At 51.7% G+C, this 21,379-nt stretch carries 21 protein-coding genes; 5 read left to right on the top strand and 16 right to left on the bottom strand.

The features are described from left to right. Nucleotides 1-26 precede the first annotated feature (26 nt). A complete protein-coding gene (locus tag H8B09_RS06310) occupies nucleotides 27-1,361 on the bottom strand; it encodes an ABC transporter substrate-binding protein (protein WP_191202554.1) in 1,335 nt (444 codons plus the stop codon). 263 nt (nucleotides 1,362-1,624) lie between these two features. Between H8B09_RS06310 and H8B09_RS06305 the strand changes: the two genes are divergently transcribed. Continuing rightward, a complete protein-coding gene (locus H8B09_RS06305; RefSeq protein ID WP_191202553.1) occupies nucleotides 1,625-2,695 on the top strand; it encodes a GntR family transcriptional regulator in 1,071 nt (356 codons plus the stop codon). A gap of 244 nt (nucleotides 2,696-2,939) precedes the next feature. Then, nucleotides 2,940-3,494, top strand: a complete 555-nt coding sequence (locus tag H8B09_RS06300) for a Gmad2 immunoglobulin-like domain-containing protein (RefSeq protein ID WP_224753275.1) — start codon at nucleotides 2,940-2,942, stop codon at nucleotides 3,492-3,494. Between the two features lie 198 nt (nucleotides 3,495-3,692). On the opposite strand, the gene H8B09_RS06295 is transcribed toward H8B09_RS06300, so the two are convergent. Further along, nucleotides 3,693-3,965, bottom strand: coding sequence for a DUF1294 domain-containing protein (locus H8B09_RS06295; protein WP_191202551.1), 273 nt, complete (start codon nucleotides 3,963-3,965; stop codon nucleotides 3,693-3,695). Nucleotides 3,966-4,056: 91 nt separating this feature from the next. Here H8B09_RS06295 and H8B09_RS06290 point away from each other — a divergent pair, with 91 nt between their 5' ends. Continuing rightward, nucleotides 4,057-4,722 (top strand): LysE family translocator, encoded by a 666-nt coding sequence (locus H8B09_RS06290; RefSeq protein ID WP_224753274.1) that lies wholly within the window; start codon nucleotides 4,057-4,059, stop codon nucleotides 4,720-4,722. 177 nt (nucleotides 4,723-4,899) lie between these two features. Here the strand turns inward: H8B09_RS06290 and hrpB are convergent, their stop codons facing one another. The 4 genes from hrpB to corA form a co-directional block, all read right to left on the bottom strand. Continuing rightward, nucleotides 4,900-7,620, bottom strand: a complete 2,721-nt coding sequence (gene hrpB / locus H8B09_RS06285; RefSeq protein ID WP_318152542.1) for an ATP-dependent helicase HrpB — start codon at nucleotides 7,618-7,620, stop codon at nucleotides 4,900-4,902. Between the two features lie 155 nt (nucleotides 7,621-7,775). Then, nucleotides 7,776-8,642, bottom strand: a complete 867-nt coding sequence (locus H8B09_RS06280; protein ID WP_224753273.1) for a phosphodiester glycosidase family protein — start codon at nucleotides 8,640-8,642, stop codon at nucleotides 7,776-7,778. Next, entirely contained in the window at nucleotides 8,642-9,100 is a 459-nt protein-coding gene (locus H8B09_RS06275) for an NUDIX domain-containing protein (RefSeq protein ID WP_191202550.1), read from the bottom strand. Before H8B09_RS06275 ends, H8B09_RS06280 begins: the two co-directional genes overlap by 1 nt. Nucleotides 9,101-9,148: 48 nt before the next feature. Continuing rightward, nucleotides 9,149-10,111, bottom strand: a complete 963-nt coding sequence (gene corA, locus H8B09_RS06270) for a magnesium/cobalt transporter CorA (RefSeq protein ID WP_191202549.1) — start codon at nucleotides 10,109-10,111, stop codon at nucleotides 9,149-9,151. Nucleotides 10,112-10,362: 251 nt separating this feature from the next. Here corA and gluQRS point away from each other — a divergent pair, with 251 nt between their 5' ends. Continuing rightward, entirely contained in the window at nucleotides 10,363-11,334 is a 972-nt protein-coding gene (gene gluQRS, locus H8B09_RS06265; RefSeq protein WP_191202548.1) for a tRNA glutamyl-Q(34) synthetase GluQRS, read from the top strand. Nucleotides 11,335-11,416: 82 nt separating this feature from the next. On the opposite strand, the gene H8B09_RS06260 is transcribed toward gluQRS, so the two are convergent. Beyond that, nucleotides 11,417-11,776 (bottom strand): hypothetical protein, encoded by a 360-nt coding sequence (locus tag H8B09_RS06260; RefSeq protein WP_191202547.1) that lies wholly within the window; start codon nucleotides 11,774-11,776, stop codon nucleotides 11,417-11,419. Between the two features lie 484 nt (nucleotides 11,777-12,260). After that, nucleotides 12,261-13,022, bottom strand: a complete 762-nt coding sequence (locus H8B09_RS06255; RefSeq protein WP_191202546.1) for a glucose 1-dehydrogenase — start codon at nucleotides 13,020-13,022, stop codon at nucleotides 12,261-12,263. Between the two features lie 184 nt (nucleotides 13,023-13,206). On the opposite strand from H8B09_RS06255, the gene H8B09_RS06250 reads away from it, so the two are divergent. Next, complete coding sequence (locus H8B09_RS06250) at nucleotides 13,207-13,788, top strand: TetR/AcrR family transcriptional regulator (protein ID WP_191202545.1); 582 nt, start codon at nucleotides 13,207-13,209, stop codon at nucleotides 13,786-13,788. 348 nt (nucleotides 13,789-14,136) lie between these two features. On the opposite strand, the gene H8B09_RS06245 is transcribed toward H8B09_RS06250, so the two are convergent. From H8B09_RS06245 to H8B09_RS06210, 8 genes are read right to left on the bottom strand one after another with little or no spacing between them, the layout of a single operon-like run. Beyond that, nucleotides 14,137-14,856, bottom strand: coding sequence for an adenosylcobinamide amidohydrolase (locus H8B09_RS06245; RefSeq protein WP_191202544.1), 720 nt, complete (start codon nucleotides 14,854-14,856; stop codon nucleotides 14,137-14,139). A 32-nt stretch (nucleotides 14,857-14,888) separates the two neighbouring features. Beyond that, a complete protein-coding gene (gene cobD, locus H8B09_RS06240; protein ID WP_191202543.1) occupies nucleotides 14,889-15,980 on the bottom strand; it encodes a threonine-phosphate decarboxylase CobD in 1,092 nt (363 codons plus the stop codon). A 24-nt stretch (nucleotides 15,981-16,004) separates the two neighbouring features. Then, on the bottom strand, nucleotides 16,005-16,820 hold the full coding sequence (gene cobS / locus H8B09_RS06235) for an adenosylcobinamide-GDP ribazoletransferase (protein ID WP_191202835.1): 816 nt from the start codon (nucleotides 16,818-16,820) through the stop codon (nucleotides 16,005-16,007). Next, on the bottom strand, nucleotides 16,802-17,752 hold the full coding sequence (cbiB, locus tag H8B09_RS06230; protein WP_191202542.1) for an adenosylcobinamide-phosphate synthase CbiB: 951 nt from the start codon (nucleotides 17,750-17,752) through the stop codon (nucleotides 16,802-16,804). Before cbiB ends, cobS begins: the two co-directional genes overlap by 19 nt. Before the next feature lie 35 nt (nucleotides 17,753-17,787). Next, nucleotides 17,788-18,372, bottom strand: coding sequence for a bifunctional adenosylcobinamide kinase/adenosylcobinamide-phosphate guanylyltransferase (gene cobU, locus H8B09_RS06225; RefSeq protein WP_191202541.1), 585 nt, complete (start codon nucleotides 18,370-18,372; stop codon nucleotides 17,788-17,790). Nucleotides 18,373-18,398: 26 nt separating this feature from the next. Further along, the gene (gene cobT, locus H8B09_RS06220) at nucleotides 18,399-19,478 is read right to left on the bottom strand and encodes a nicotinate-nucleotide--dimethylbenzimidazole phosphoribosyltransferase (RefSeq protein ID WP_397376049.1); all 1,080 of its coding nucleotides are present in this window, start codon (nucleotides 19,476-19,478) and stop codon (nucleotides 18,399-18,401) included. A gap of 29 nt (nucleotides 19,479-19,507) precedes the next feature. Beyond that, nucleotides 19,508-20,344 carry an ABC transporter ATP-binding protein gene (locus tag H8B09_RS06215; protein WP_191202540.1) on the bottom strand — a complete coding sequence of 279 codons (837 nt, stop codon included), beginning with the start codon at nucleotides 20,342-20,344 and terminating at the stop codon, nucleotides 19,508-19,510. A gap of 3 nt (nucleotides 20,345-20,347) precedes the next feature. After that, complete coding sequence (locus H8B09_RS06210) at nucleotides 20,348-21,346, bottom strand: FecCD family ABC transporter permease (RefSeq protein ID WP_224753272.1); 999 nt, start codon at nucleotides 21,344-21,346, stop codon at nucleotides 20,348-20,350. Between the last annotated feature and the right edge of the window lie 33 nt (nucleotides 21,347-21,379).

Raw genomic sequence — 21,379 nt, 5'->3', positions numbered from 1 at the left:
TAATCAAAATCATTTACTTATTAGGTTTATTTCAATTCTTGTTCGATTGCTGCTTGTGCCTCGTCGAGTGCTTCTTTCACGTCTTTGCCATCTTCGAAGATAGCGTTCAAAGTAACCGTATTCAGGACGTTGCCGATCGTCGGTGAAGCTTTTACGGATTTGATCGCTTGAATTTCGTCTTTGATTTCATTCAACGTATCAAATGCATTTGTTTTGAAGTATTGAACGTACTCGTTATCAGGGTTTTTCGTTACTTTCTCATCTTTCCATACATCCATGTTGATTGGGTCGAATCCAAGCGTATTCCAGATTTCAGTCGTAGCTTCTTTCGAAAGCTTGGCGAACGCTACGAATTCTTTGGCCAGCTGAACGTTTTTGCCGCTCTTCGTGACGACTGTGCCCGTACCGCCCAAACCAACGGAACGTGGGTTGCCTACTTCAAATACAGGCAGTGGAGCAATTGCATACTTGCCTTTAAGATCCTTCATTTCGTTTACGAAACGGGACATGTACCATTCAGGCATCAATGCGCTTGCGTAGTTGCCTTTGTTGTATTCGCCTTTCGCTTCTTCTGTATCCGGTTGTCCGCCTGGGATCGTGTGGATAACATTGTTCTTCTGCAGGTCGACCAACATCTCAAGAGCTTTGATCATTTCTGGCGAGTTAACTTTAGGATTGCCGTTCTCGTCTGTGAAGTCAGATTTTTGCTGAGCAAGCAGCAGCGACTCTTGCCACATAGCCGAAGTATCAGCAGTACCTAAGTACTTGCCAGTCTTCTCATACACTTTGATGCCTGCTTGCTTGTAATCTTCCCAAGTGATGATCTTCTTGTAGTCAACGCCTGCTGCTTCAAGAATTTCAGTGTTGTAGAAAGCAAGCGTAGCGCCTACGTGATAATCAAAGCCATATACTTGGTCTGCTTTGCTGTAAATCGCGACACGTGCCGGAACGACAACGTCTTTGTATGGTGCGAATACATCATTCAAAGGCTCCAGCGGAACGTTGTCGCCTTCCAAGAATTTAGGGAATTGACCAAGCTCGATATCCGCGATATCAGGAGCGCCTTTGCCACTCGTAACAGCCAACAAGAGCTTATTGTGCATATCATCATAAGGCATAACCGATACATTCAACTTAATTTGTTTGTCTGGGTTCTCTTTGTTCCATAATCCCAGCATTTTATCCAAATGCTTGCCGTGCAAATCTACGAATGTCCAGAACGACAATTCTGTTGCATTCTCACCAGCATTAGCGCCTAACTGCGTTGTTGTTTTTGAATCATCAGACTTGCCACATGCCGACAAAACCATTGTCAAAATAAGGATTGTAACGATGGAAACTAAAGTACTGCGTTTTTTCATTTGTTCGTCATCCTCTCTTTTGTTGTTAAACGTTTAAAAATGGGTTGACTAGTTAGCAATGTTAATATAAGCGGTTACAATTGTGTCATTGACACCACTTTCCTTAACATTGTTCTAACTGTTTAATGAAAAAGCCCCCTGCGTACTCCCTCTCAAATTCTGTATTGTAAGCGCTTTACATTTTGTATTATAGTATATATGGAATATGTTTTATATACCCAATTGATTATAAAATCATAAAATTTATGGGGAGATGCGGCAAGTTGAAAAAGCTGGCGCTCTACAAGCAAATTCAAGAAGATATTATGAGGAAGATTAAATCAGGGCTGCTACGGCCAACGGACCGCATCCCTTCTGAGCAAGAACTGATGGACGAATACAAAGTAAGCAAAATCACAGTCAAGAACGCCTTAACCCTACTAGCTGATGAAGGATTAATTATACGCGTACAAGGCAAAGGAACATTCGTCTCCTCCAACCTTGATGTTTATAACATTGACACGCCGACTCCATCCGCACGCGTATCGTCCTTGCCACTCGTCGGCTACATCATTCCTACAATGAGAACCCGTGTCATACAGAAGCTTGTCGACTTCACGGAACAATTCCTGCAAGAAGCTGGACTCAGCATGGTACTGAGCATTACGCGCGAGTCCTCCTCTATTGAATCGAACGCCATTCGCACGCTGACGGAACTTGGTGCGCAGGGGTTAATCGTTTTTCCGACAGAAGATGAGAAGTACAACGAATCACTGCTGCGTCTGTCGCTCGATAAATTCCCATGCGTATTCATCGATCGGTATCTTCGCAACATTGAGACTTACACGATTACATCGGATAATTACGGAGGTGCGTACAAGGCAGTCTCGTACTTGCTGTCCGAGGGTCATCAGCGGATTGCGCTCATTTCACCTGAGAACTCCAATTCTGCTATAGAGGATCGCACGCTCGGCTTCGAGAAAGCGTACACCGATCAAGGCATCTCGATCGACAAGAGCTTGTGGTGTCACATTCCTCTCGACATTCTACGAGGTGAACGGGCATTGGACTATGTTAGCAGCTTCCTAGAGGAGCACAACGGAATCACTGCCGCCTTCACCTTGACTGAGGAAACTGCTCGTCTTACTTCAGCCGCCATCAGTCGATTGAACAATGACACCAACATCGAATTGCTATCTTTCGATAATCCTCATCTAGCAAGCGTGGCGTATGTGCAGCAGGATGAACAAGAAATGGCACGAACCGCCGTAAGGCTGTTACGTGAACAGATGGACAATATATACTCGCCGAAGAACGCCGTCATTCCTGTACAGCTTATTTTCCCTAGCATATAGAGAAAGATATCTTCTATATATCCCATCCGCATAGAATATAGCAATATGAGAAAACCTCTTTCGCAGCATTTCGAAGAAGAGCGACCGCGTTTAGAGGTAGGCTTTATCGCCAATAAGAATTCGTTCTTTCGAGAAACTCGAAAACTTATACATTCTTATGTGGTAAGAGAAAGGTGGGAGCAGTCTGAAAATTCGGAAAGAAATCAGAGGTTTTACGGTAGGCTTGTTGGCGGGTAGTCTTCTTATGCTCGCCGTGCCGACGTTTGCCGACACGGTGAAGCAATATGTATTGGTCAAAGTGGGCTATCCCGTGTACGTCAACGGACAAGAGTATACGAGTGGAGAGCAGCCCATTCTGAACTATCAAGGTAACACCTATGTTCCGATGAGATCGGTCGGCGATATTCTGGGCGCCGATGTGAGATGGAACAGCGAGTTAAACCGGTCTGAAATCACCTACGGTGGCGGCATGCCCCATGCGAACAATGCCTTCCGCCATATTCAAGTAACCGGCTCCAACGGCCATTACACCGTAACCGGGGAAGCGAGAGTGTTCGAAGCGGTCATGAACTACGTCGTTTCCGCTCAGAACAATGATTTGGCGGAAAGTACCTATATGCTGAACGAAGGGGCTCCGACTTGGTCCCCATTCAGCTTAAGCATCGTCATTCCCGCTGATCAATTGCCGCTAAGTGGAACACTTAAGATCGAGTTGTTCGAATACAGTGCCAAGGATGGCAGCCGAATTAACGTTATGCCGTTGGTGCTTGAGACTTTCACGCCGCGTGTTAATAATTAAGTGGTGAAGATCGAATAACAGTCCCTTGGGCTGTTATTTTCGTTTTGGGGTTTTCTAGCAGATTGTGGATAAACTTTACTGCCATCAGCATTTACAAATATATGACAGTACATTGAATCTCTTAGTTGCTGCTCTATTCATGATATACTTGTCGAATGTCCTCAACCTAAATTACGACTTCCGTAACGTTTAGAGGACTTATTTCCACACGCCGAATACTTCCGTCAGCACGTACAAATGGACGATTGCCATTGCAGGATAACCAAGCTTAAAAGCTGCATGCTTCGTTTTGTGACGGAACATCTGCATACCGGCAATGCCGCCGAAAGCACCGCCAATCATCCCGAGCGTTAACAACCGTTTCTCTGGAATGCGCCGACCATGATGGCGAGCTTGCTGCTTGTCATATTTCATCATGCCCCATAGAATGAAATTCACTGCTACGTAATAGGCGATAAGGATTGGAATCATGGATGAATCAACCTCAATTCTTTGAAAATATTATGATACATACAAATCATACAACGACATCATTGCTGACTATCATGGAGGAGCCTACATTATGATCGATTTACAAACTGCTGTCTCATTCATTGCCGTCGCCATTGCGCTGACGCTTATGCCGGGACCTGATATTCTGTTCGTCATCGCGCAAAGCATGAGCCGTTCTGCTCGAAGCGGCATTATGGTCGCGCTTGGCTTATGTACAGGCCTGCTTGTTCATACATCGCTTGCGGCACTTGGCATATCCGCCATCGTACTGTCTTCCGAAGCCGCCTTTACTGCAGTTAAATGGCTCGGGGCTGCCTATCTTCTCTATCTCGCTTGGAAGACCTGGCCGAGAAAGAAAACAACGAAACCAACAACTACAACTGCTATCAATACCCACAATGATACCGATCAGAAACAGGATGAAGTTACACTCGGCACGCTATATCGGCGCGGTATCTGGATGAATGTACTCAATCCGAAGGTTTCGCTGTTCTTCCTTGCTCTGCTGCCCCAATTCGTATCGATGGATAAAGGACATGTTCCATTCCAGATGGTCCAGCTCGGCTTACTGTTCATCATACAAGCACTTCTTGTGTTCAGTGCCGCATCAATCGTTGCGGGATGGCTCGGCGGATCGATCCAGCGCCGATCGAACAAATGGAATAAGCGCCTCTCGATTATCGAGGCGCTTATCTATGCAGCGCTTGCCGCGAATTTGGTTCTGCTTCATTTCTAGATGGCGCATTCGCTGGGATTTTGTACGAATTATCGTACAAAAGGGCGCTATGAGCAGTCCGGCGCTCGGGTTTTGTACGAATTATCGTACAAAGTGGTGCTCGTGGCTGCCCAGCGCTGGGATTTTGTATGAATTATCGTACAAAGTGGCACTCATATTATTCTCTCCGCTGTTCACTTACGGTCTCGGCCGCACTCGATTCGTCGGCACTGCCGCGAACGGGTCATCCGGCCAATAATGCTTCGGATAACGAACCTTTAATTCTTTCTTCACTTCGAAATACGTATTCCGCCAGAAGTTTGCTAGATCCTGCGTCACTTGCACAGGCCGCTGTGCAGGTGACAGCAGGTGAAGCGTAAGCGGAAGCTTCCCCTTCGCAATCCTCGGTGTCTCCTGCAACCCGAACAATTCCTGCAGCTTGACCGCGAGCACTGGCTGCTCCGGATCGGTATAATCAATCGCAATTCGTGAGCCGCTTGGCACCGTCATGTGAGTCGGCATTAGCTCATCCAATCGCTGTTTGTCGCTCCACGACAGCATCGCTTCCAGTACATGCATCATATTCAGCTTCTGAAGGCCGTCGCGGCTGCGTATTCCCGACACATGCGGCTCGAGCCAATCTTCGAGTGACGCAAGAAGCGCTTCTTCCGACAAGTCTGGCAATTCTGCATCGTACTGGCGCATGACGCGTATGCGATCCCGCAGTTGCGAAGACTGTTTGCTCCACGGAAGGATTGAGACACCCTCCACCCTTACACCATCCAGCAATGCAGCTGTTACGGCGTTGGGGTCAGGCTTAGCGATCTGTTCTTCCTTCAACACGAGCGCACCGAACATGAGCTTGCGTCTCGCCCTAACCGCTTGCGCGCTGCGATCCCATATGACCGATGCCTCTTCAGAGATTCGATCGCTATGATAAGCATGCAGCTCGCTTTCTTCAACATCTGCCGCGAGTATAATCCGGCTCTCGCTGTCGGCATCTTCCATCTCGGATGCCGCAATAAAGGCGGCGAACGACAACGGCTGCGTCGGCGTCAGCACAGCGCCTCGGCCGCTTGCGAGCAGGAAGCGCCCGTCGCCGCGGCCTTGGCCGACGCGATCGGGGTAAGCGAAGGCGAGCAGCGCGCCGATCGACAGCTCGCGAGCAGGCGATGCGTCGGTGTCGCGCGCTGAGAGCGAAGAGTCGGCGCTGCGTGACGACGGCGACGTGACAGCGCTGCGCGCTGACGGCGCGGCTTGCGAGCCGCCGCTGTGCGGCGAAGCCGCTTCGTTAGCGCCGCGCGGCAACGGCTGCGCCTGCGGCGCTTCGGCGCTGGGCGAAGCCCCAGCGCCATCCTGCGCGAGCGCGCGCTGCCATTGGCGCGCTTCCGCGAGCGCCTGGCGGGCGGCGGCTTCGTCTACGCCGCCGCCCGCCCCTCCCGGCGCCCCGCGCCGGAGCGCGCGAAGCGCGCCAAGCCGCAGCGCGATGTCGGCGCTGCGCTCGCCGCGCAGCGGATCGCGGCCGCTGAGCAGCGCGGCCAGCTCGCACGCGGTGTCCGCGGCGGCGTGGCTGATCGCCGCCGCGGACAACAGCATGCGCGCGAGCCTTGGCTGCGCGCCGAGCGCGGCCATGCGCCGCCCGAGCGGCGTCAGCCGCCGCTCGCGATCGAGCGCGCCGAGCTGCTGCAACAGCTCGCATGCGCTCGCATAGGCGCCGGCTGGCGGCTCGTCGAGCCACGCCAGCTCGCTTGGCGCGCTGACGCCCCAAGCGGCGAGCTCGAGCGCCAGCGGCGCAAGATCCGCTTCGAGCAGCTCCGGCGTGCTGCGCGGCGCAAGCATTAGCTGCTCCTGCTCCGTCCACAGACGGTAGCAGACGCCAGGCGCAACGCGCCCTGCGCGTCCACGCCGCTGATCGGCCGACGGCGCCGACACCGGCACCGTCTCCAGCCGCGTCATGCCGGTGCGCGGCGAGAAACGCGGTACCCGCATCATGCCGCTGTCGACAACAACGCGGACGCCTTCAACCGTAATCGATGATTCTGCAATCGATGTAGCGAGTACGATCTTGCGGCGTCCCGATGGACTTGGCGCAACGGCCTGTCCCTGCTCCTCGAGCGACATACTGCCATGAAGCAGTACAATATCGACTGCCTCATACATGCCGCGTCCGATACCCTGCTGGCGCAGCTGTGAATCGACCCGGCGCATCTCGCGCATACCCGGCAAGAAGACTAGCACATCCCCTTCATGATCCGGCAGGGCAGCCGTAACCGTACGGGCTGTCCGGTCCTCAAGCGATTCAGATCGCCAGAGCGCACCCGAACTGAAGCCTGCCGGACGATCCGAATAGACGGTCTCAACCGGAAAGGCTCTGCCCTTGCTCTCTATGATGGGAGCATCGCCAAGGAGACGTGCCACTGGCGCTGTCTCGAGCGTTGCAGACATGACAAGCAGCCGCAGATCCTCACGAAGCAGCGACTGTGCCTGCAAACACAACGCCAATCCAAGATCGCCATGCAAATGCCGCTCATGAAACTCATCGAACAGAATGGCGCCCACCCCTTCGAGCGAAGGGTCGCTCTGCAGCATGCGCGTCAATACGCCCTCCGTCACGACTTCGATTCGTGTCGCTGCACTCACCTTCGTATCGAGCCTAACGCGATAACCGACCGTTTCACCGGTCTTCTCGCCAAGCAGCGATGCCATATGCGCAGCCGCCGAACGTGCTGCCAGCCTGCGCGGTTCGAGCATAATGATTTTGCCGCCGCCAAGCCATGACTCGTCCAACAGCGCGAGCGGTACGCGCGTCGTCTTGCCTGCTCCCGGTGGAGCAACCAGCACCGCGTTCGAATTGGACGACATCGCTTCTAACAGCTCCGGAATCGCTTCATCAATCGGTAATTGAGGTAAACGTCTCACACATACCTTCCCTTTCTAACCTACAACCTTGCAGCAATGTCCAATCCTTTATTTCTTCATGCATCTGGACGCTATAATCTAATTAGAAAATATGTATATCCAGCATCCCTTTCATTCCACACGCTCACACCACAAGTGTTGCCATACCATTTGTTCTATCGGGTCTCTCCCGGATTCTTCAGACGAATCATCTGTTCCACTTGTCTGCCATCTCCTGGCAGCGTCGCCTCGAATGCACGAAGCTGAGAGGATCCATCGCCGTCGAGAAAAATGCCGTCCTCCATCTCGCCGTAAGCTTCGAGTATCGCCTTCCTGAAGATCGCAAGCGTCGTCTTCGTCTGCGATACGATCAAATAAAGCTTGCCATCCTTATCATAAACAGCCGCAGTCCGCAGCCGATTATCATCTGGGTAAGGTGCTTGCTCCGCATCCACCTGTTGACGCCATCCTGACTCATCCGTTGGGCGCATGCTAATGCCGCCTTGCGCCCAATAATGGTTACGATCCGTCACCTTCAAGTCCGCCGCATTGGATACAACCTGCACACTCAACTGATTTGCAGCCCCGTCCCACACAAGCGTCCCGCGAGCAAATTTCACGTTGCTGTTACCTGATCCATACGTTTCTGGCTTGCCTCCAACGGGCTGATCATTAATGACCGCGATGCTGAGCAGCATGCCATTAAAGAAAAATCCGCCGTTCACGCCATAATAGATTGAATTTGCAACATTGCCGCGTACAGCCTCAAGTGTTACCTTGCTTGGTTCTGTCACAAGCGCGTGCATAACAACGCCTTCTGCTTCCTCACGCACGTACGTATAGCCGTCATAGGCTGGTTTACCGTTCGTTCCATGATGTTCCGTCTGCGCTGCGGTGAGCCATATCGCAATGCCAGCCGCTGCACAAGAAAGCGCCACTGCCAACAGCACAACTGCTGCAATTGATGCTGCGCGCCCTTTCTTCCTATCCGGTTCAGGCGTAAGTTCGGCATTCACAGATTGCTGCGTTTCCATGCCGCTCATCAAGTGACATCGCCCAAATAAACGGGTGTCAGTTGACCCGAGGCTATCACTTGCCCGACCGTTTGCGGAACAAGATTTAAGGTTGGAAGCTTATCAATATCGATCCACTCTACGCCAATCTGGTTCGCATCCGGTACAGTCGCCGTATCATACGGGCGATCGGACAGCAATTTGCATTCGAAATAGCACTCGACTTGGTGAAATTCATTGTACATCGTAGCCGGCGCCTGGTTGCGCCCGATAAACTCACGGACATGGACAAGCGCAAGCGGCTGTATATCCTGTCCGATTTCTTCTAAACATTCTCGAATAATTGAGGCTTCGAGCGTTTCCCCATGCTCTTGTCCTCCGCCTGGAAAGCCGTAATGAATGCCGCGCTCGCTGTTCTTGAACTTAATCAGCAATATTTGTCCATCCCTGCGGATGATCGCTTTAGTCGCAATACGGATTTTCTTCATCCAACTTCTCCTCCGGCACCCGATAGTGTGAAATCTTCTGATTCTCGCTTAATCGAACCAGCCTTTCCTTTTGAACCACAGATACATAAGCAAGCCGAGCACAAACATTAGAACAAGGACGTCCGCGTATCCAGAACGCCAATGCAGCTCAGGCATATGATCGAAGTTCATCCCATATATCCCGGCGATAAACGTCAGCGGCATGAAAATCGTCGTTATAACCGTGAGCGTTTTCATGATCGAATTCATACGGTTGGAACTGTAGGACATGTAACTGTCCCGCAAATCGGCTGTCATTTCTCGGCTTGCGTCGATCATCTCCGACAGCTTCAATAGATGGTCATGAACGTCCGCGAAGAACGCTCGCTGCCCCGGCAGTTCATCAATTCGGTCTGAGCCCAATATTCGATAGAGCAGATCCCGCATCGGATTGATCGTCTTGCGCAAATGCAGCAGTCTGGAGCGAATATCAAACAGCGCATCGAGCAGCGCAGTTCCAGAACGTTCCGAATTCTCGATTTCCCGCTCCGCAAGATGATCATCTATCGCATATACGGCAGGAAAATAGCGGTCCACGAGCTCGTCCATCAAATGATACGCCGCATGCAGCGGCTGCAAACGCTTCTCATCCGAAGAAGGAGTCGCCAGTACTTTATCCATTGCAGCGCGAACTTCAGGTGACGGATGCGTATGGAACGTCACAACGAACTTCGCGTTCAGAAACAAATTCACTTCGTGAACGAATAGCGATTCCGGTTGCAGCGCATGCAGCACGAAGAAATGCGTTTCTCCGTAATGGTCCATCTTAGGGCGCTGCAGCCGATGCAGACAATCTTCAATCGCCAGCGGGTGAAAATGAAACCAGGACGATAACAGTTCAATCTCCTGATCCGAAGGCTGGTCAAAATCGACCCAATACCATTCGTAATCGCCGCTATTCGCGCGGATATCGTCCATCGTCAAATCGATCAGCTTCTCCTGCTTCTTCGTCACGGCGATAATCGACAGCATTCTTCAAACCTCCAAGCACCAATGTTCACCAAAATATGATCTATTGTACCATGTCCATCGTAGCATTGGTCAATCATTGACCCGCTATGAGCTTAATCCGTACTTGCAGTTGATTCGAAAATATCGGCCATGCTAGAATATGGCTTGTCTTAGCGTCCATACCCATTATTTTTTATTCAAATAAACTGAAATCGTGACGAAGCATCGCTCCAAGCTTGCTTCAATACAGCAATACGGAGGTGACTTAATCGATGATACGCGGAAGATTCGCACCGACACCTTCCGGTCTTATGCATATTGGCAACGCACGAACCGCCCTTCTCTCGTGGCTGCAAATACGCAGCGCGGGCGGCCAATTCATTCTGCGCATCGAAGATATCGATAAGCCTCGATCGAAGCCCCATTACGCGGAGCAGGCGCTGAGTGACCTGCGCTGGCTCGGGCTTGATTGGGATGAAGGCCCTGATATCGGCGGATCCTACTCTCCTTATGTGCAGAGTGAACGGGAAGAGCAATATGAGGCTGCGCTGCAGCTGCTTCTCGAGCAGGACAAGCTTTATCCTTGCTTCTGCAGCCGCGCCGACCTTCAAGCGATCGCAAGCGCTCCGCACGGTTTATCATCTGAGGGGCCGGCTTATCCAGGCCTGTGCCGTCATTTGACGCCATCCGAACGTGAAGAACGCGGCGCTGCCAAGCAGCCTTCACTCCGATTCGCCATGCCTGATCATCCGATTTCTTACGTTGATGAAGCGGCTGGTCCGCAGACCTTCGAGTCTGGCGCTGGAGGCGACTTCGTCGTCAAACGTGCCGATGGCATCATCAGCTATCAGCTTGCAGTCGTCGTCGACGATGCTGCAATGGGCATCACCGATGTCCTGCGCGGCTACGATTTGCTGGACTCCACGCCACGGCAGCTGCTGTTGTATGAAGCTCTCGGTCTGACGCCGCCGCGCTTCGCGCATGTCCCGCTGCTCTTAGGACCTGACGGCAATCGGCTTGCGAAGAGGCACGGCGCCATCTCGCTGGCTTCCATTCGCGAGAGCGGACTACCGCCAGAGCTCATCGTTGGCGCGCTTGCTGCATGGAGCGGCCTGCATGATCGTACCGAACCGATTGCAGCACAAGAACTAATTAGCAGCTTCAGTCTAAACAAAGTCTCAACAGCCCCCGTCGTTGTCGATGATGCGACGTTTAAGCTGCTGGGACTGGCAGATAACGATTGATCCATTCAAAAACCTCCCGTTAGGACAGCTTTGTCTCAATGGGAGGTTGATTTTTTATAGAAAGTTTCTATTCTCCATCCTTTTACTTCGATTCAAGATCCTTCTTAGCCAATTCCATAGCGACTGCAAGTTTTATCTGATTCGTTTTACTTAGCCCCTTCGACCAGTTTTCAATCGGAATCACACTCATGATCGGTGCTATTCGCTCATCATAACGGTCCAATTCAATATCGATTATGGAATGCGTATCTATAAGGAATGTAATGATATCTTCCCCCTGCTCGGGGATCCAATATAAAATGTAGGCCGTCTTCATCTCAGGAAATGTCTCTCTGATGACGCTAAGGAACCTTCGCATGTCTCTATCGTTGAACAGTCTTGTTTTCGAAGCGATTAATTGTTCCCTATAAGTCTGTTCCGTCCATGTCCCTTTAAGCTTCATGGTCTGCCTACTTTCTAAATAAACGATATGGATACTCCGATGTAAGCGCTCTGTCTGTAATGGACTTTTTGGCGTCTCTGGCAGTGTTCACCATAGGCGTATACTTTGACACCATAACCGTATTCGCTGTCGTTGTACCGTTGACCTTCCAACTTAGAGCCACCTAGCTTTGCAAGACAGTCAGGAAGGTCTCTCCGACTGCTCCATTCAGATTGAATCGGTATCATGAACGTTACTCGTTGACTCCCTACCTCAAGTGTGGACTAGAACCCGATTGATACCAGTTTCGACTAACGTCTATCAGGTTCAATCGTTACCCATCGAGATTGCATTTATAGAAGATGAACCAGTTGCAATGCACGTAACAGGTCCCACCTTATTAGATGGTGTGGTTGATTACAATTATACGAAGAGGACTGAATAAACCAAAAATCCACAGAACGAGGCGTGAATGCCTCGACTGTGGATTTTGTTATAAGTGCGATTAACGAGCCGTCCAGCCTCCGTCTGCTTTAATGACATCACCATTCACGAAACTGGAGTCGTCTGATCCAAGGAACAACGCGACACGAGCAATTTCCATTGGATCTGCCAGTTTGCCTGGACCAGCATCCGTAAGCGCAGCGAGACCAAGCGGATGTGGGGCTGTAATGGTCGACTGGATGTTTGTGTTGACACCGCCAGGAGCAATTGCATTTGCACGGATATTGCCGCCTTCACGACCATAAGTGGAAGCGATGTTTTTCGTAAGACCGATAAGACCATGTTTCGATGCAATATAGGCTGCGCCGCCGCGTGTACCGAACAACCCGCCGACCGAAGCATTATTGACGATTACACCGCCATTCGGCTGTTCTTTCATAATGTTGACTGCAGTACGGCATGCCATGAATGGCCCTTTGAGGTTAATGTCGATCAGACGATCCCAGAGCTCGTCCGATACATCTCCGACAGGAGTGAAGTTGTCCATTACACCTGCATTATTAACGAGAATGTCAAGCGAACCGTATGCCGATACGGCAGCGTTGATCATATTCTCAACGTCTTCTTTTTTCCCGACATTGACAACAGCACCTGCTGCTTCACCGCCGTTTTGTTTAATTTCAGTGACTACCGCATCTACACTAGCTTGATTGATATCCGCAACAATGACTTTAGCGCCCTCTTGCGCGTACAGCGTTGCAATTGCTTTGCCCATACCGGAACCTGCACCTGTTACGACTGCTACTTTTCCTTGTAATTTCAATTGAAACACTCCTTTATGTTGAGTTAGCTATTGCACGGTTTGAATATCATACACACCCTTATTATTGATCTTGAAAGCGTATCCTTCAATTTACATCTCGTAGACGTTTGTTTAAGTTTGAACACATGTATATAATTTTGTATATAGAAACGCAAACTTTAGACAACTTGGCGAGGGATGTGCAATGAGCAATAAGAACCCGAATAGCAGCGTGATCCGAACGAAAAAAGCGATCAAAACAGCCCTCATCTCTTTGCTGAACGAGAAAGATATTAGAGAAATTACGATTAAAGAAATTGTTGCACGTGCGGAATATACAAGGGGAGCCTTCTATGCGCATTACCAATTCAAAGAGGAATTGTTGGACGAGCTAATTCAGGAGACAATTGAAGGGTTCTTGGCTGCTTTCCGAGCACCGTATGAGGGAAAACGAGAGGAATATAATATTCACAATTTGACGCACTCCACGGTTGTAATTTTTCAGTACATCCAAGAGAATGCCGCTGCATTCAGTTTGTTATTCAAAGGCACAAGCTTTGGATTTCAGGAGAAGCTGGGTGTAGCGATTAAAGTCATCTATGAAGACGAATTTGAATTATTGTTCCCACAAATTCCTTCTCACATCAATCGTGCCATCTTCATAAATCAGTCCGTTTACACGATTCTAGGCTTAATCAGGTATTGGATTCAATCCAACTTCATGTACTCTGCTCAATATATGACCGAACAAATGCTTGAGATTGCGAAGTGGTCCTATTCGGAGTGAACAATCCAAGGGGCTGGTACTGCTATGCACTTACAGCGGTGGAGTTTCTTGGTCTCATCTACCGTTGGTGCATTAGTGCACCTATGGGGCTCGATATAGAGAGTCTCACGTTCTGTTGGTGCAGTATTGCACCTACGGAGATTGGATATCGTGGTTTAATGATCAGTAGGTGCAGGTTTGCACCTACCGAGATGGTTTATCGAGGTTTGGTGATTTGTAGGTGCAGTTCTGCACCTACGGTGAAAGATTTATGCTTGAAACGACTGATTCTACTCCTCGGAGACAAACACCCGTACTTTTTCACTTCTATACAACCATCTGCTAGCGACCAACCTACTCTCCCGCCCGTCAATCCTCATGCTGCGTCGTTACCGACTCATATACCGTGTCATAGACGAGCTTGCCGATTGCCGCACCCACTTCGGTTGCGGTGCCAGCATATTCATGAACAGCGCCGTAGGCGGGGTTGCCGCTTACTCCTAAGATAACGGCATCCGTCGACGTGCCTGTAGCGATGAGTCCGTTGTCCATATCGCGTAGGCCGATATCCTGTAAGGCAGCAGCTTTGGCTTCTGTTGCCGTCATGAGGGCGTTAACCATTGCCGAGTCGGTCATTTGTCCGTCGAACAGCAGCATCGTGTTAATTGTGCCAGCTCGCCATGCCGGGTACACTGTCCTGTCGCTGCCAGCGCGTGCAGCGTTGCGTGTTCCCGACGTGGTGATGCAGATAAGTTTGAAATGGCTATCTGCAATCTCTGCGACTGAGGCATGCGTAAGCTTGGCTGCTGTCATGAGAACGACGGAGCGCTTCGGTGCGAGGTTCCATTGACTAAGCTGCGAAGCAATCTCCTCTTGTGGATCGCCACCGTTATAATCAAGCGGCACCTTCCAATTCACGAGCCGATCAACAGACGATATTCCACCGTTGTAAACAGCATTGCTCAACGTACGGAGCCTATCAGGAATGGCGACCGTAATCCGATCGCCGTCCTTATCTCCCGATAACTCCGCGGTGACATCCTGCCAATACGCCGAGCGGAACAATGCTTGTGTGCGAAATGGCTGCATCTTATGTTGTCACTCCTATTCCAACCAGCGAATCAACGCTGCTGCAAACATTCAGACAATGCTTGGATAAGCCGTTCATTGAGTTCGCGAAGCTTAACAGCCACACGAATAAACCGTCCGTTTAATCCTTCAAAATGCGATGCATCGCGAATTAATACCCCGCGCTGCCCCATCAATTGTTGGAGCTGAGCTGCTTCAATCGCAGACTCGTCAGGTAATTTAATCAACAAGTAATTCGTTATGCTATCGAACACCTTGCAGCCAAGTGCCCCCAACGCGTTCGTCAGCCACGCCCGCTCCTCAGCGAGCCACCTCTGCGTACGATGCGCATACGCCTCTTCGTCCAGCACTGCCTCACCTATCCACTGCGCAAGCGAGCTGACACTCCATGGCGTCTGCTGCCCGCGCATCTGAGCAATCGTCTCCTCAGAGCCTACCGCATAGCCGAGACGAACACCGGGAATCGCATAGAATTTCGTCATCGATCGAATGACAAGCAGATTTGGCCGCCTCGTCGCTTCCTGAATGAGCGTGATAGCTTCTTCATTCGGGACGAAGTCGAGAAACGCCTCGTCGATAACAACGAAAGCACCCGTGTCAAGCAACTGCAGCACTAAGTCGCGATCTACGGTCACCCCTGTCGGATTGTTCGGAGAGCCTAGCATCCAGATTCCCGGACGATCATAGCCTGATGCTGCTTCCAACACACGCTCCGCCGACAGTCGGAACGAATCCTCCTCGAACATCGGTACCTTCACAACGCTGCCACCGTACTTGTGCGCCGCATCCGCATATTCACCAAAACATGGCACAGCTAGTCCGACACCTTGATTCGGACGCAGCGCACGGATCGCCAGATCAATCAACTCAGCCGCACCGTTGCCGCACAAGATATGATCTGGCTTGATTCCATGCCGCTGTGCAAGCTTGCTTCGCAGACCGCGAACTGCCGGATCCGGGTACCGATCAAGCTCACGCCACTTCGTCTCCAGCACATGAAGGACAACTTCCGGCGGTCCAAACGGATTCATATTCGAGCTAAAATCAACAAACTCGTCGGCGGTTATGCCGAACAAATCCGACGCGGTCACTAAGTCGCCTCCATGCCCATACCGTTCCAGCATGCTGCCACCTCCTACAACTTCGTATTACATCAACCACACTTTGACCGCAATGCATACTGCGACAAGACAAGCCGCCTCTGCCGCTTCATTCATAGCGCCATATGTATCGCCGGTCAGCCCGCCCAGCTTCCGATTCAGCCAGACCGCCAACAATGTCCCTGTCAGCGCTGCCGAGGCAGCAATCACAACCAATGAAATGACGGCTTTCTCGGCATCCAAATTAGAAAAATACAACAATACAGCCGATACGATCGCCGCTGTGATCAATGAACCTAACACATGCCGTAGCCTTGCAGCACGGAACATCGCACCCATTCCGCCCTCTCTTGCATTCGGCCACAGCGTAATCGCAGCCGTCATCCACCAGCGGCTCCATATCGGTCCTGTAGCCACCAACAACCAAACTGCAGGCGAATCTGCCCGTTCGAACAGCGTATAGAGTGCTGCAAACTTAATGAGAATCAGCACGACAGCGGCAATGACGCCCATCGCCCCTACTCGGCTATCTTTCATAATCTCGAGCATTTGCTCCCTCGGCCTTCCGCTTAACACGCCATCAGCTGTATCCATCCAACCGTCCAAGTGCAATCCACCCGTAAGCGCAATCCACCAACCAAGCGTTATCGCTGCAGCGAGCATCGGCATGTCGAGCAGATGCAGCAATGATGCTGCTCCGCTTGTAAGAAGTCCAATCAACAGCCCTGCAAAAGGGAACGAAATCATACTGACAGCTAGTGTCGGCGGGTCAAAGGGAACTTGAATCGGCAGCGGGATACGCGTCAGCAATTGAACGGCAGCCACCAGACCGTTCATGCTGTTTCTTATCGTACGGCCCACCATAACGCTATTACTCCTATCCATGTCAGCATTGTCGTCATATATAACAATTTAACCGTTTGCAGGATGTCGCCTGCCGCTAGCGTGCGCAGCGGCCAACCGAGTCGTGCCCGTTCACTGTCTTGTCCAAAATAACGGTTGATACCGCCGAGCTCGATCCCAAGAGCGCCAGCAGCCGCCGATTCGGGAATACCGCTGTTAGGACTCGGGTGCAGCCGAGCAAACTTCCACACAGCTCGGATCGATCGCCCAACCGACATACCTGGAAGAAGCATGGCCGATAGCGGCATCAACAGCGCGCTAAGTCTTGCTGGCACGTAGTTCAACACATCATCCAACCTTGCAGAGCACCAACCGAAATACCGATACTTCTCATTCCGATAACCAACCATCGAATCTAGCGTATTCGCAGCTCGGTATGCCATTGCGAGCGGCGCACCTCCTAGGATTGCGAATAAGAGCGGAGACAGAAACGCATCGACCGTATTCTCTGCTACGGTTTCTACCGCCGCTCTTGCCGCATCCGGTTCATCGATATGATCCGTGTCGCGGCTTACGATATAACCGACATATTTGCGCGCCTCGGGCAAATTGCCTGCCACCAGCGGACGATAAACGAGCATCGCCGCATCCTTCAGACCTTTGACGGCAATCGTCGTCGAGATGAACCATACACTGACTGCGTAACCAAGCCAGCGATGTATAGCATCGGCAGCGAATACGATCAACAGCATCGCTAGCCAAGCCAATAGTACCGTTGTTAAGGTCAGTACAATGCCACGAAGCCGAATAACGGAAGGCTTCGCATCAACATCAGCACCGCGGCGAAGCCGTTTCTCCAGCAAGCGGATCCACTGGCCGATTCGAATGACCGGATGCGTTGGCCATTTCGGGTCGCCGACGAGCAGATCGACGATCACTGCCGCCGCGCTCATTAACAGAAGCTCCGGCCAACTGTATAGAATACCGATCACAGGTCGTCCAGCGATACGGCAATCCGGCTGAGATCAACCGGGATTCCGCTGACGACGAGAAACGTTCGATCCGCTATCGCTGCGATTTGGCGATTCATTCGTCCCGCCGCATCACGGAACGTCCGCCCTAACGGATACGCTGGCACGATCCCGCTTCCCACCTCATTCGTAACAAGCAGCAGCGGGTAACGGTAGCCCGCAATGGCATCGACGAGCTGATCAACTTCCTGCTCCAGTCGTTCAGCCGGTTCATGCTCATAGGCAAGCAACGTATTCGTCAGCCAGAGGGTTAAACAATCTACAAGAACAACTGGTGCTTTATTACCTTCCTTAACCGCAGCATCCGTAGCTTGTTTCAAAGAACGAAGCTGCTCCGCAAGCGCAAGTGTTTCCTCAATCGTCTGCCAGCGGAAGGAGCCTTCCTCACGCTGCTTGCGGTGCAGCCCGATTCGCTCCCGCATCTCCTCATCGCCTATCGCTGCTGTAGCGATATACACGCCTTTATCTGCGAGCTTCGCTGCGTATTGCTCGGCGAACGAGCTTTTGCCGCTGCGCGCGCCGCCAGTGATTAGAACTGCCATGATTGATGTGTCCCCCTGTACAATCGTTACCCGCGTGATACGCCAGCACTGTCGAACGTCGCCATCTCGCGCATAACGCGCTGCGCCGCTTCAATGAAGTGGAAACACAACGCTGCGCCAGTTCCTTCTCCCAAACGCATGGACAGATGGATTACAGGCGATAAGCCGATCTTAAGGAGCAGTTGGCCGTGCGCCCGCTCGTCCGACAGATGCGACCCAATCATATAAGACACGGCATCCTTACACAACGAAGCTGCAATAAGCGCGGCCGCTGAAGAAATGAATCCGTCGATTACGACCGGACATTTGCGCGATGCTGCGCCAATAATGACCCCTGCCAAACCTGCGATTTCAAGTCCGCCCACTTTGCTAAGCACGTCGATCGGATCGGATGCGTCCGGTGCATTCGTCTCGATCGCACGGCGAATGACAGCCATTTTGTGCGCAAAACGTTCATCGTTAATACCCGTTCCCCGGCCTGCCGCCTCTTCAGGCGAATCGCCGGTCATAACGGACATCACAGCGGAGCTTGCCGTCGTATTGCCGATACCCATCTCACCTGTTGCAAACATCCGATAACCGTCCAGCCATAGCTGATCGACAACTTCGATTCCGGCCAGCACCGCTTCGATCGCTGTCTCGCGGGTCATTGCAGGTCCTCTAGCTATATTGTTCGTGCCATGCATAAGCTTACGGCTGATCAGCTCTGGGTGACTGAGCTCGGCATTAACGCCGATATCGACACAACGGACATCCGCGCCTGCTTGTCTTGCAAGCACGTTCACAGCAGCTCCGCCTGCCAGGAAATTCAACACCATCTGCGGCGTAACCTCTGCCGGGAATGCACTTACGCCTTCTTCGCATACCCCGTGATCTGCAGCCATCACAATTATGGCTTTGCGCGATAGATCGGGATGCAGCGAGCTTGTAATACCTGCAAGCTGACGTGCAATATCCTCAAGCTTGCCGAGACTGCCAGGGGGCTTCGTCAAATTAAGCAGATGCTGCTCCGCCTGCTGTATTGCTGATTCGTCCAGCGGCTCAATTCTCCGAATTTCCTCCTCTAGCTTGCTGCGCAGCTCACTCTCTCGGTTTGTTGACACAATACAACACGCTCCCTTGATTTATTAATGGATTAACGCCCAATTGGCTGCATAAATTGAATTCGATCCGATGGAAACGGCTCCTTCAACAACCGCCCTGCGCGGTGTAGAACAATTTGCGGAGTCCCGCCTTCTTCGGTATATATCACTTCCGCGTCTGCATGATAAACATCACGGACAAGCCCTTTCGTAATGACATCCCTTGGCTTGCCAGAGGCATACAGAGAACCATCTTTCATAACAAGCAGTTGATCGCAATATAACGAGGCTAGATTCAAATCGTGCAGCACTGCCACAACGATCATTCCCCGCTCGCGCTGCCACGCATGCACGGTCTCGAGCAGTTGAAGTTGATAGCCGATATCGAGATACGTAGTCGGCTCATCGAGCAGCATGATCAGCGGATTCTGCACCATGATCTGGGCAAGTGCCGCACGCTGGCGTTCACCGCCGCTTAATCGATCCAGCGGACGATGCTGAAGCTCAGTAAGCCCCATTCGACTGAGCGCTGATTCAATCAGCGGCGTAGGATCCTCCCGCTCATCACCGAACCAGCCCTGATAGGCGAACCGTCCCATTGCCACTGTGTCGCGCACGGAAAATCCGACAGGCGGCAGTCCACCCTGCTGCAAGACAGCCATTGTTCGCGCTAATGTTTTGCGAGGATAACCCCCGATCGGTTTACCATGCAGTAGAATCTTTCCCGAGGAAGGCTGTGCAGCACCTGACATGAGCCTCAGCAGCGATGTTTTGCCAGCGCCATTGGGTCCGATGATGCCATACATCCCTGGTTTCGAGAACGTGAACGTCATCTGATTCACTACTGTCGAATGGTCAATCGCCAGACTAACCTGCTTCGCTTCAATCATCCGTTACACGTCTCCTTTCCCGCCAAGCTTATGCCGATATAACAGCAATGCGAAGAACGGCGCACCAACAAGAGCTGTGACGATCCCAAGCTGTATCTCCCGCGGGGATAATGCAATCCGAGCCACCGTATCCGCCCAGAGGACGAAGATGCCGCCGCCAATTGCTGATAGCGGAATGATGCGACGATAGTCTGGACCTACTAGCAACCGCAGTAGATGCGGTACGACTAAGCCTACGAAACCAATAACGCCCGACACCGACACCGCCGCTGCGGTAAGCAGTGTGGAGCCGATAAGCACGATAAGCTTCGTTCGCTCGACATTAACGCCGAGATGAGCGGCATGCCGCTCGCCGAAAGCGAACAGATTCAGCCGATGGGCATAAAACGCGATAAGCGGAACGCCAACAATTAGGAACGGAATCAGCATGTACACATGATCCCAGCTTCGAAGTGCCAAGCTTCCCATCAGCCAGTATAGAATCTGATTCACAACCCCTTCAGACATAGAGACCATGAACGAAACAAAAGCACCAAGGAAGGACTGAATAATTACGCCTGCAAGAATGAGCGTTTCGATCGCCATCGCCCCTTTGGAACGGGCAAGCGCGAATACGGCGAACAACGTCAGCGCGCCGGTTACGAACGCAACTAGCGGAATCGTCCACAGGCCAAGCAGCGACTGCAGACCGAAGAAAATGATAAAAGCCGCGCCAACCGAAGAGCCGGACGCGACGCCTAATGTGTAAGGGTCTGCAAGCGGATTGCGCAGCACGCCTTGGAAGCCTGTGCCAGCTGTCGCTAGACAAGCGCCGACGAGCACCGCAAGGATGACGCGCGACAGTCGGATCTGCACGACGATCGCGACGTCACTATCGGACCAATCGCCGAACAGATGGATACCGGTTATTTTGTAAATAAGAATGCCCCATACGTCTGACAGCGATAAGCCCGCTGAACCGATCGAAACCGCCAGACCGATAGAAACGACAAGAAGGAGCATAGCTGCTCCTCCATATAAGACTGATCGCAGTCT

Source organism: Paenibacillus terricola, assembly GCF_014779765.1.
In the GTDB taxonomy this organism is placed as follows: domain Bacteria; phylum Bacillota; class Bacilli; order Paenibacillales; family Paenibacillaceae; genus Paenibacillus_T; species Paenibacillus_T terricola.
Note: the sequence above shows the minus strand (reverse complement) of the source record. Positions and strands in the feature narration are given on the sequence as shown.